Here is a 12,845-nt window from a genome sequence, read left to right on the forward strand (position 1 = left end):
TACACATTGAATACATGACCCTCTGATTGTGCTTTCATCACTCATGACTATTGAGATAAAAACGTGACCATGAATTATGATAAATACCTGACGCTGTCGACCAGCATCAATGAAGACCAGGCATCGGCTATATACGTTACCCATGATGGTAATTATCTTGAAGAACTGCTTTATCTCTTCAAAGACATACAATATATCGCCAAATCAGACCGTGATGAATTCAGCGTGCAGTACGCTCTATCAGCCCATTACGCGTCATTAAAACCTACCGCAGCAGGAGAGCGGATATTGCTCGCGCTGAAGAAACTTCGGTCACTGAATGCTGCAAACGACGAGCGACGCGAGTTTCACCCAGCCTTGACGTTATTTCAGCGGTTGGCGGGGCAGCACAACATTCAACAGTATCTGACCATGACGGATAACATCCCTGATGCCATGACACGACTGGCAGCGCGCTTGAATACCTTTGTTCGACAATTCAGGTCTGGGCTGAAGACGCCGTCACACAAGCGTCAATCTCGCCAATACCAACGTGCAGCCAGGAAGAATCTGTGCGGTGCCCTTCGGTACACTGACGCCCTGTTTGAACAGCATGCCCGACTGCTGGCTGTCCGGGTTGACCTGTCTTATCGCAATGATACCAAAGCGACGATAACCGCCGAATTGGCCCGCCAGCATCGTCAGCGTTTCTTCAAGAACCTACAGGTACACCGCCTGTTTCAAGCCTGTGTGGGCTATGTCTGGAAGCTTGAATACGGACGCTACAGGGGCTTTCACTATCACCTGCTGGTGTTCTACGACGGTGCACGGGTCCGACAGGACGTGACGCTGGCCAGGCTGCTAGGGGAATACTGGCGTGATGTCATTACCGCAGGGGCAGGGCATTACCACAACTGCAATGCCGACAAGGCACGTTATCGCTTCCCGGGGATTGGCTTGCTTCACTATACCGATGCTCCTCGACGCAAGGGCTTGAACATCGCCATTAACTATCTGTGCAAAGTCGATACCTTCGCCCGCCTGGTGCTGCCAAACGGTGCCCGGACCTTTGGGCGAGGAGAGTTTTGCCCACCCACCGCTGTTCGCCGTGGTCGTCCTCGTTCGCCGTGAATAACGCCCACTTTCCTCCACTCCGACAACATGCCATCCATCATCGGTAGTTCTACCCAGTAAATTTTTATCTCCATGGCAAGAGATATGAGAAGCACCTTCTCCATTTTCCTGCGTGCCACTGGTGCCACTTCCAAAGAGCCACTTCGCACACGCATTCACGATAAATCAAGCCTGGCAGCCTTGCCTGCTGGCATAACTTTGAGCTTCCCATGAAAAAATACTATCAAAAGCGTGTTTACATCGACGAGTATGATGTTCATCTGCAACTCGCCACCTCACTGCTTCACACGCAGGAGTTCGGCTCTGAAACCGTATTAGCCACCAAGGACTACGACACACTGGGCAACATTCGCGCCCGCCTGCAGGCTCTTCAATACCTGCTCCAGGACGCGTCAATGACAACGTTTTCCCCTCGGGGCCTGTTAAACCCCGTGGATACATTAAGATACGCATTGAGGTTATCAACGCCAGGGCAGGCAGCGCTGCTGGCAGAACAACGGCCTCTCTACCGCGTGTTGCACCCCACCCTGGACCGGTTCATCCAGACGGCAAAGCGCTGTCACGACAGCTACCAGCGTAACCATGAAGGTTGCCCCATTTATCACCAGGACGCCGCCGAACAAACCCGCTGGCTGGAACACGTATTGGATAACTTTCGGAAAAACATCGAAACCGTGAGCCCTCTTTGTCAGGTACAACAGTTCCTGATGAAAAACGAACCCCACCGGCAGAAAGCACGGCGGGTTGTCAATGCCCTGCTGCGTCAGTACAAATCACTGATGATGGTGGGTATTGACCTTAGCTACGTGCAGACGGTCAAAGACGACATTACGCCCATGCAGATTCGCCAGCACCGACGTCAACTGCTGGCCCTGCTGCACAATCATTCGCACTTTCGCCATTGCGCAGGGTACGCCTGGAAGCTGGAACACGGCCCCATCAAAGGCTTCTGCTACCAGTTGGTGTGCTTTTTTAACGCAGCTCAGGTAGACCTTTACGCCCGTATCGGCGTGGATATCGGAACCTGCTGGCAGACGGTCACCGAGAAAGCAGGTCGGTCTTTCTGCCAAAGAGACCTCCAGGATGATTATTCCTACCCGGGATTAATGATGTTTTACCAGACTGATACCGCAGCACCGGAAAAACTGTACCGGATACTCGACAACATGATTCAAACAGACACCTACGCCAGACTGACTTTGCCCCACCACTTTCGCACCTCTGGCAGTGCACGCGTATTGCAGTGATTACACATCCGGCATATCACCGATACAGTCCAGCCCCACTCCGTAACTGGCGTGCAAATCGACAATATTCGGGTGATTAACCCGTATTGGTGAGGCAGCCGGATGATGGTAAGAATTCAATCAACCACTACGCTCAGTAACACGCTGGGGGATTGCCGTTGTGGGCAATCCCTTATTCGGCAGAACGCGCTGTAACGCACAGGTATTTTTTACAACACTCACCAACTTAATGACAACGTTTCACCCTCGTTTGAGGCTGCAAGTCAGCCGGATTACCCACGCCCACCATACGTATCGCCTTATTGCTGACCGTTATCCCATTCAACCGGCGTGTTCACCCGCATCGCCACGACGTCGTTACAGCATGCCCAATTGGGCGGTGTGCACTGTCAATGCGTTCAGGAGTCTTCCATGTTCATGCAATTCAAGAAAATCACGACCGGCAGTACCGGGGATGGCAGTACCGTGTCAACAGACAACCTGTCACTCAATCCCCAAATCCCTTATCACTGTACCAGTTGCGGTAACCCGCTGCGGCTCCATTCGACGCATACGGCAGGCCGATACTTTGAGCACGACCTTGAGCATTGCTCGTTCCATACACTCGACATGTGCAAATATTTACTTCCATCGTCACATGCTCAACCTACCAGACCGCTCACTCCCTTTGCGCAGGCAGTTCAGGAAAACATACAACGCGACGATGACACCCTGGGTTTTCCAGGGCTACAGCATTACTTCTGTGTGATGTGTGACTGTGACTATTATGGTAAAAAGTGCTGCCTGTATTGCGGTGACACCCATTACACCGTCGAAGTCAGCAAACGGGACGCTAAAATGGTCACCCTCGATACGGCTCCACTGGGTTTATCCTCTGCCGAACAGAATCGCTATTTCAACCACCTGACACTCTCGACCCAGCTCCCTGTTGAGGAGCGCGGTGTGCCACATCGTGGTGTCACAAGCGACCTTGACCGCCTGACAGAACCGTATCTGCTGCTACACAGCCTGTTATCGGGTATGAAGACAATCCCGATGAACCCTTATACCGCGCACTCGGTGTGCCAGCGACTGATATCGGTCGCGAACGATTGCAGCGAACATCGTTCGCTCCATCCAACCTTGCAGCGATGTGCTGAACTTATCAGTCAAACTGAAGAGGACACGAGAGGGAACGAAGCCCTTTGCATCAGCCTGATACAGAACCTGCGGATAGAATACCTCGGCGACACGCATCAGCAGACACTGGCCCACTGGTTGCAAAAGGGATACCAGAACCGACTGGCAGCATGTCGGTGGCTGGCTGAACTCCATACCAACTCCCCATCTTTCGCCATGGTGGGGATTGAACTTGCTTATCAGCAGACCGATACACCGCTGGCCTGCATCACCGAGGACCTGCAGCATTTCCTGCGTGACATCCACACCCAAGATACACTGACGCACGCCATGGGGGCCGTCTGGCACCTCGAATATGGCAAATTGAAGGGGTATTTCGTCCAGGTGATGGTTTTCTTTCCTGTCGAACAGTCGGATACGGGTCCTGTTCTGGCGGCACTGCTGGGTGAATACTGGCAACAGACTGCGACACAGGGTAATGGACGTTACTACGCTAATGAGGCCGAACAGGGAGAATATCGTTATCCGGGGTGCCTTTCGGTATTGCCTCAGCGTGGAGATACCCTTAACGAGGTCCGGTGGGTTTTGACAGCCATGACCGAGATGGGTTTTTGCGCTCGACTGGTGTTACCAGATGAGCTATCCGCATTCGGTATGGTGCGTTTTGATTCTGCAGGTGCCCCACATCAGGCTCTGTAGTTTAGGTACTCTATGTTTGTTGCTCACGATATACATCGCGACATACAAGGTGAGGAGCCAGAGCAGTACCCATTATCCCAGATTGATACTAAAAGATTCACCGTATCCCATACCGCTCACAAATCCATTAGTAGCTATTATATTTCTACTTCTTTAGATTCAAAACATCCTGTAATCTGATAAGAAAATGCCAAGTATGGAGGGCGTATGGCAGGGAAGGCCATGATTTTACAAGGCGACAAAACCTCTCATGGTGGTGTGGTGGTTCGAGGCTAGCCCGCTATGCAGTTCCGCGGTACCAACGTAGTACTGGTGGGGCATTTGGTCTCTTGCCCGAAATGCAAAGGGGACTTTCCCATAGTGACAGGTGACCCCACCGTGCAGGTTGACGGGTTATCCTTGATGCTGGCAGGAATGAAAACCGCCTGTGGGACCTCCCTGATTGCTTCACAACATGAATGTAATGCCTGACGGGGATTTCGTTCAGCGCTAATCACTCTTGTCAGGCTATTGCCGATATAGATATCCGCAGACCATGACCTGTTCACGAGCATTTTTTAATCAAGGATAAGATGAATATGCCACACCGCTTACAGGACTGGGTACGAAACACTGCGGGCACACAACTGTACGCCGTCCTGGCCAATACCAACGGTGCAGAAGGTATCAAAGCCTACTACCGCGAGGACGGCAACCGCACGCCATTTGGGCTATATGCCAACACGCAATATGCCAACTGGTCTGAAGTGATGCCGGTGCTGGTCGCACTTGATGACGGCAGCCCGTTTCTGCGCTGGGTGGCCGAAACACCTCTGCGCAACTGGGGCTGGCTGGCACGTTCGCCGCTGCCGCAGACCACCATAGCCGACCATCTTCACGGCCTGACCAAAGTGATCCTGCCTGACGGCAAAGAGGTGTTTTTCCGCTATTGGGATGGCCAATATCTGCCCTGCTATCTGAAATATTACGGCGACCACTGGAGCAATATTCTGCCGGTATTCTCCGATTACTGGATCAATGGCCGAGCCTTAACCTGCCCGGTTAAACCCGATGCCGTGTTACAGGTCTTCCCCTGGTGGCCGGTCCCGCAAGGATTACTGGATGCGTTGCTGGACGAAAACGTCTTGCCTCTGGTGCTTAATATCCGCCAGACCCTGCGCCAGAGCTACCCCGATGTGATTGCCCGTTGGCCCGACGCGATACTGGATAAAAAAATACGCCGTTTGCTGACGCCGCAACGGCGCAACGATCCCCAGATCCTGGCCGAGATCCTGCGCACCCTCGAAGGATCATAATTATCATGGAGAACCGATAGTATGGATTACCCTTTTCAACAGGTTCGTACCCAGGAAGAGTATAACCGCCTGTTGCGCGGGACCCCGCCACCGCCACCGACCCCCGCCGATAAAGAGCGGGATTTTCAGCGCATCCTGTCTGAATTCAAAGATGTGATAAAAGACTACAAAACTGCCAATGGTCACTGGTTGTACGGCTCCATGCTGAACATGAAGCAGCAATTTACTATTGGTGATATGCAGCGTGAGTCTGCGCCTCTGGAAAACAAGCCGGTCAATATCGCCATGAGCTGTGGCATCGAGCCCACGAACATTACCATTACCCACGGTTTTCGTTCTACTCGATATATTCCGATACCCCAGGCGAAATACACCCTGGTCAAACGCCCGGTGATAACCCAGCAACGTTACAATAATTACCCACTAGCCGGGACAGCTCCCCCTTCCCGATACGGGGATACCCATAAAGATAACGTTGTCTACTCGGACAAGTTTGATGCCCAGGGCAAGGCTGTGGTCACCATACCGCCCTGTGAAGCCGGTTATCAGTATCATCTGCTGGTCAATACCCATATTACTGATGAGGACCGGGATGCGCTCTATGCCGCTTATCAGGAAACCATTGATAAATATGCTACCTGGTTGACTAACACATGGAATACGCAGCAGCGAGGGGCCTGGCAGGCTTATCTGCAGAACGGGGGACTCAGCCTGACGGAGACAGCCAATGCCTTCCTTGACGGGATGGTGTCACAGATCAAGCAACTGTATGACACGATCAAACAGGTCTGGTTATGGCTCAGCGATGTGGATAAATATGCCGCCAAACTGGCCGAGTTTATCGGGCCAGAAGGGATTGAGAAACTGAAAGCCCTGCCCGGTAAAAGTGCCGAGGCGTTGGGGGACGCCCTGACGCTGCTGAGTGATGAAATCCTGGTCTTCATCCTGATAGATGCGCTCTACTGCTATTTCCAGCTCCTCACCCCACAACAAATTGTCAATTTTGTCGCCGATGCCTTTGGCAGCCTGTTGGTAATGGTTGTGCTGTATCTGATACTGCCCCCAGGTATGGGGCAGATGGTACTGACGGGTGTGGACAACATCAGCATTATGGTCCCGGCATCATAAGAACAAGGAACGTTAACGATGGCAAAGATATTCAAGAACGCCAAGGCGGCAGCAGAAGCCAAAGGCATCATGGCGAATGTGAGAGCGCTATTCAGCCTGGCCACAGTACCTAAAGGGTACGCGGTGTTAGCCAAACCCACGGTGATCGCCAAGTTTGATTCGCAGTCGCTGCTTGCGGTGCGGCAAAGCCAGTTGGGCAGGCTTCCGCATCAGACCTCGCTGGAGCTTTCCTATCAGGAATCGGCCCACAAAGTTGGTGTTATCAAAACGGAACCTAACGCCAATGCCAGCGCGGTCACCCCCAATGGCAAGCCCACTCAAGCCGTCGGTAATACCCGGGTTGATGGCGAGCCGGTATCCATGTTCTCCGGTGAAGAATTACTGACCCTGACGGATTTCACCCTGCCCGGCGTCCTTCCCTTTGCCTGGCGGCGGCTCTACCGCACCAGCGCCGTGGAACAACGTGCTGGGATGGGGCCGGGCTGGACTCACAGTGCCAGCCCTTACCTGCTGTTTGGCCGTGACAGTCAGAGCCAGGAAGACGTTGTCTGGTTCTTCAACGATGAAAACAGCGCCACCCGCTTCCTGCTACCCACCCAGGAGGTACCGGTCGTCACCAACCGTGCAGGCGGCGGGCTGATGAGCCTGAAGCTGGATGAGTTCGGCAACGAATACTGCGTCCAGTTCGCCGGGGGACAGGGGACTTACCATTTCCTGCGTGACGGCGACATGGCCTGGTTGCGCTGTATTCGCGATCGCCACGGCAATTCAGTGGACGTCAGTTACGACAACGAAGGCCGTCTGGCTGCTATCGGGCACGATAATGCCCGGCTCTGTTTCAGCTATGACGACCCCGCGTACCCGAAAGGGATCAGCCAGGTGCTATTACAGGCCCGCAATCCGGCCAGAACCAGTGCAGAGACTCACTGGCAACCCGGTACGCTGGTAGCACGCTATGGTTACAACGAACACCAGCAGTTGGTTAGCGCCGTCAACGCGGCGGGCGACATTGAGCATTATCACTATCGCGACGATCACGTGATCCTCTGCCGCACCCTGGCCGGTGGTGCGGAATTCCATTGGGAGTGGCAGGGAGAAGGCAAAGACGTCCGTTGTCTGCGCCAGTACGGCAACTTTGGCCAACTGGATACGCGTTATCACTGGGACGAAGCCAGCCACAGCGTCACGTTGACCCATCAGGATGGCAGCCAGCAGCGTTACCAACACTCGGCACAGGCGTTGTTGTTGCTGGAGAGAAACGCCGACGGTGCGGAAACCCACTACGAGTACAACGAAGACGGTGCCTGCATCCGGGTCACCGATGCACTGGGGCATCACACAGTATCGGTATACGGTGAAAATGGTGCTTTGGATTGCGTTATCGCAGCTGACGGCCAAGTCACTCGCTATGACTGGCTGTTCGACAGGTTGTTCAGCCGGACACTGGGTGAAGGTGACGAGGCGCAGACCTGGCGTTATACCTACTACCTCAACGGGGCACTAAAAAGCGAAACCGGCCCGGCAGGCACCACCACGCATTACAGCTACACACCGCGCGGACAGGTCAGCCATATCCGCTTCCCTGATGGCAGTGAACAGCACCTGCAATGGGATACGTTGGGCCGCCTGCTCAGTGATAGCTCACCACAGGGAAGCCGCCAGATGCGCTATCAGGGGCTACAGACCCAGCCCTGCGAAGTGGAAGAGAACGACCAGATCACCCGCTACCAGTGGGATGCACTGGACCGGCTGATAAAGATCACCCATCCGGATGGCAGCACCCGGCAATATCAGTACAATGCCTATGGTAAAGTGACGCAACTCACCGATGAGGCGGGCCGCGTTACGCAATACCACTATGCAGCTCCCCTGCATCTGCTGACCGAGAAACGTCTGCCGGACGGCGGTAGCCTGCGTTATCGCTACGATAACGTCCATCTGCAAGTCAGCGAGATTGAGAACCAACTGGGCGAGAAGTACCGCCTTGGCTACACCGGCAGTGGGCTGTTGAGCGAAGAGATCGGCTTCGATAACAGCAAAACCAGCTATCTCTATGACGCCTGTGGCCGCCTGAATGAAAAACACGAATACGGCAACGACCACCAAAGCCCGCCTTTCATCACGCAATATCAACGTGACCCGCTGGGGCGCCTGACGCGTAAAATCCTGCCCGATGGCAAAGAGGAAGAATACCGCTACGACGATGCGGGCCGCCTGAGTGAAGTGCTGGATGGCGAGGATCCGTTAGCCTGGCAATATGACGCCGCCGGGCGCCTAGAAGCAGAACACCAGTCCTGGGCGACGATGCGTTACCGTTATGATGAAGACACGGGACGCCTGACCGGCATCAAGCAACCTAACGGCCAGTGGCAGGAATTCCATTACCAACATGGCAAACTGCTGGCCTCCAGCCTGGAAGGCCAACCGCTGACGGCGTACGGCTACGACCATCACCAGCGCCTGCAACAACTGCGGCAAGGCAACCGGCTGGTCAACAGCTTCCAGTATGACCCGTTGGGCAGACTGAGCCAACACAGCCTGCTCGAACCGGGCACCACACCGGAAGAAGATCGGCTGCACTGGCAACAGCAGTATGCCTATCAGGCAGATGGGGAACTGGCCAGCATCGAGGGTAATGATGCGCGGCAGTATCACTACAATGCCACCGGGGCGCTCACCTCGGTCAGCTACCTGAACCCACAGTCAATCATTCCCCCGGCCCGGCAACCCACTTACCGTCTGCCACAGTTTCAGCCAGTAGCCGCAACGAAGGAACAGCACCACGCCAACCCGAACGAGAGTTTCCGTTGGGACCAGCGGGGTAACCCGGTCAGTGATGAACAGCAGCACAGCGCACCGGGCAACCGGCTGGCGTTTTATGCCGATCGTCATTTTGAGTATGACCGCTTCGGTAACCTGATTGCAGAACGGCGTGGTAAAGACCATAAACTGGTCACCCGCTACGAGTATGACTGCCGCCATCGACTCATCCGCCTGGAAACCCCAGACGGCAGCGTGAGCACCTATACCTACGACGCCTTTAACCGCCGTCTGAGCAAGACCGTTAACGGCAAGCTGATGGAATTTGTCTGGCGTGGCAATCAACTGGTGGCAGAAACCGATGGCAAGGGCTATTGGCAGAGTTACCTGTATGAGCCGGGCAGCTATCGCCCGATGGCGCTGGTGGTGGGAAAACCTTCACGGGACCCACAGGACAAGCCCCCGGCAATTTACTGGTATCAGAACGATCACCTGGGTACCCCGCATGAGTTGACCGACTGGAACGGTAACGCGGTGTGGAAAGGCCGATTCAGTGCTTTTGGGCAGGTACAGGAAGAGTGGCAGGCAGAAGGTACGCCAGCGATTAACCAACCGTTGCGGTTCCAGGGGCAGTATGCGGATAAGGAGAGCGGCCTTTATTATAACCTGAACCGGTATTATGATCCGGGGATTGGGCGGTACCTAACAGCGGATCCGGTAAAACTCGATGGTGGGCTGAACTCTTATCAGTATGTTGATGGGAACCCAGTTGGCTGGGTTGATCCATTGGGGCTGAAAGGAATGCCAGGGACTGATAGTCAGCCGACAGGAGAGCGGAATCCTGAACCGAAAGTACGTCTACCTAAAACTAATGGTCAGTGGGATGGCAAGCCAGGCGAAAGTAATTGGTATTCTGATTTACCTGATGTCAATGAAATCACGGGAGGAAAACCCGTTCCGTTTATTAATGGCAGACCTGACTTCTCACTATGGTCGAAAGGTAATATTACTTTTAAAAAAGGTGTCTTGGATGGTTCCGATAAAGATTTTGATGAAGTTTACAAATACATTCAAAAAGCTAAAGATTTAAAAAATAAAACTGCAGCGAAAAAATTATTAAGTAATGAAAAAATAACCCCACATCACTTAGATGAAGTGACAATTCAGTTAATACCGTCTAAATTACATGGTAATATACCACATACTGGTTCAGCTTCAGACATGAGAGGTGCCAAGAAATGAATGAGATAAATTTTAATTTGCTATCTCCAGTATCGTACCCTGGTGAACAGGTTGATTCGAGTCAATCTATTGATCTAAATGATGTTTTTTCGGAAGACTATTTAAGTTTATTAAAAAAATATAATGGCGGTGTTTTTTTTGAGAATGGCGCAAAATACTCCATAAACAATAGCATACCAAATATAAGTTTAGGTTATATTGATGTCATCTTCTTATATGGTCTGTCTGATGATGATAATGGGTTACTTTATAGAATCAGTATGTACTCGTCAAATATACCATCAGGATACTATCCTTTAGGGGAAAGCTCTGGAGGGGATCAGGTTTGTATTAACATAAAGACAGGTGAAATATATTTTTGGTGGCATGAGGCACCGACAGACCCAGAAAGCCTGTATTTTTTATCCAAAAACATAGAATCTTTTATTGATAGACTCACACCTATTGAAGGCTATGAAGAAGATCTAGATAACACCATAGACAAGATCGACACTTCAAAGACGTGGCTTGGTTTTTAAAACCACTTTGATACTGTTGCGGGTAAACCCAAGATGATTTCTAGCTCTTGGTTGTATAAGCCGACTATGGTGAGCCATAGAATGTAATCAGCAGGGTAACCTGCTGACATTTTATGCAGCTCACACTTTTTGACTATAACCACTTTGGCCTGCACGAAAGTGTGCTCACTATACGATAATTGTCATTGTATACATCAGCTATATTGTTCATAATTCTTTTAAAGGGTCTGAGGATAGTAACTCACCTCAGTGTAGCACAGGGTACTTTATCAAGCTCAAGGGTAAATTATGGCAAATAAAACAAAAGAAATAGGTTTTAAAGCTAAAGCCCACCTACTGAAACTATTAGGTGATGAACTAATTGGTAATGATAAACTTGCAGTGTTTGAACTTGTAAAAAATGCCTATGATGCAGATGCATCATCTGTAGATGTAGTATTAGATTTAGACTCCCCAGAACCTACTATTACAGTAAAAGATATTGATGGCTGTGGTATGTCACTAAATGACATAGAAAATAAATGGCTATCCATAGGAACGGATAGTAAAAGAGGTAAAAATAAAGCAAGGACTAAAATATATAATAGAATGCCTCTAGGTGAAAAAGGTGTCGGAAGATTGGCTGTGCATAAGCTTGGGGAAAGCTTGCAGCTTAATACCAGAACTGAGAATGAAGATGAGATAGAAATAAAAATAAATTGGCCAAGTTTAATCGATGGCGCAGAATTCATCGATCAAACGATGGTTAACATTGAAACGTTAGAAAAACCTAAGTTTTTTAAAGAAACTACGGGCACAAGAATACAAGTGCGTGATTTATATAAAAAAATATGGAATAGAGGAGATGTTCGCAGTTTAAAAAAAATGCTGATCAGTTTAAGCTCCCCATTTGAAACGCATTCCGATTTTATAGTTAATTTTGAAGCAAAGGGGAGGGAAAAGGATTTAGATGGTGTTCTCGACATCCAGAATATTCTTGATGTCAGTTTATGGAAATACACCTTTGAAGTAACAGAGGATGGTGTTATTAATTATGAATACACATTTTCTCCTCCATCATCGTTTTCAGTACTCAAAAAAGATAATAAAAAAAAGAGCACTCCTTTTCTATTATCTAAAATAAACGAAAGTAAAATTGACACAACAGAGCCTATCTTCTTGGAAGAAGTTGGACTGGATGGAATAGGCCCGATAAAAGGTACTTTCTATACTTTCTCACTATCGAGAAACGTTATCGAAGCTAAAAGAGCTGGGGCCCTCCAGCAATTGCGTTCATACTTAAAGGACAACGGTGGGGTACGAATATTTAGAGATAAAATGCGTGTATTTAATTATGGGGAGCCAGGTGAAGATTGGCTGGGATTAAACGCAGATCGTATTAACAATCCGGGAAAAGGCATTGGGACCAATACAATTATAGGTGCAATTGAGCTGGACTTAGAAAAAAGTTTTGGATTAATTGAAAAAACAAATAGAGAGGGTTTTTCTGAAAATGACACCTACAATACCTTCCACTGGATTAGCCAAAACATTATAGAACACTTTTTAAGACTGCATCAAAGCGATAGAGAAAGAGTAGATGAATTTATTAAATCTGGCCGTATTGCCGATCCAAAGTTAAAGTTTGACGATAATATAAATAGAATAAGGAAAGTTGTAAAAGAAAATGAACTAGATAAGAAAATAGGTGGAGCTATTGACTATATATACCCAATAAACCTCAA

At 50.4% G+C, this 12,845-nt stretch carries 9 protein-coding genes; all 9 read left to right on the plus strand.

The window, feature by feature from the left end; genetic code table 11:
* Window positions 1-69 precede the first annotated feature (69 nt).
* The gene (locus U869_RS30265; RefSeq protein WP_025122868.1) at window positions 70-1,110 is read left to right on the plus strand and encodes an inovirus-type Gp2 protein; all 1,041 of its coding nucleotides are present in this window, start codon (window positions 70-72) and stop codon (window positions 1,108-1,110) included.
* 212 nt (window positions 1,111-1,322) lie between these two features.
* A complete protein-coding gene (locus U869_RS0128205; RefSeq protein ID WP_025122867.1) occupies window positions 1,323-2,360 on the plus strand; it encodes an inovirus-type Gp2 protein in 1,038 nt (345 codons plus the stop codon).
* 411 nt (window positions 2,361-2,771) lie between these two features.
* Window positions 2,772-4,178, plus strand: a complete 1,407-nt coding sequence (locus tag U869_RS0128210; protein WP_025122866.1) for a putative zinc ribbon protein — start codon at window positions 2,772-2,774, stop codon at window positions 4,176-4,178.
* A 282-nt stretch (window positions 4,179-4,460) separates the two neighbouring features.
* Complete coding sequence (locus tag U869_RS32955) at window positions 4,461-4,649, plus strand: PAAR domain-containing protein (protein ID WP_115650747.1); 189 nt, start codon at window positions 4,461-4,463, stop codon at window positions 4,647-4,649.
* A gap of 107 nt (window positions 4,650-4,756) precedes the next feature.
* Window positions 4,757-5,473, plus strand: a complete 717-nt coding sequence (locus U869_RS0128215; RefSeq protein ID WP_025122865.1) for a DUF4123 domain-containing protein — start codon at window positions 4,757-4,759, stop codon at window positions 5,471-5,473.
* Window positions 5,474-5,494: 21 nt separating this feature from the next.
* A complete protein-coding gene (locus U869_RS0128220) occupies window positions 5,495-6,601 on the plus strand; it encodes a hypothetical protein (RefSeq protein ID WP_025122864.1) in 1,107 nt (368 codons plus the stop codon).
* Window positions 6,602-6,619: 18 nt separating this feature from the next.
* Window positions 6,620-10,603 carry an RHS repeat-associated core domain-containing protein gene (locus tag U869_RS29865; RefSeq protein ID WP_025122863.1) on the plus strand — a complete coding sequence of 1,328 codons (3,984 nt, stop codon included), beginning with the start codon at window positions 6,620-6,622 and terminating at the stop codon, window positions 10,601-10,603.
* A complete protein-coding gene (locus tag U869_RS0128230) occupies window positions 10,600-11,121 on the plus strand; it encodes an SMI1/KNR4 family protein (RefSeq protein ID WP_025122862.1) in 522 nt (173 codons plus the stop codon). Before U869_RS29865 ends, U869_RS0128230 begins: the two co-directional genes overlap by 4 nt.
* A 288-nt stretch (window positions 11,122-11,409) precedes the next feature.
* Window positions 11,410-12,845, plus strand: a 1,436-nt coding sequence (locus tag U869_RS0128235) for an ATP-binding protein (protein ID WP_025122861.1), incomplete at its 3' end; no start/stop codon positions are given.

The organism is Serratia sp. H1w (assembly GCF_000633355.1).
Lineage (GTDB): Bacteria > Pseudomonadota > Gammaproteobacteria > Enterobacterales > Enterobacteriaceae > Chania.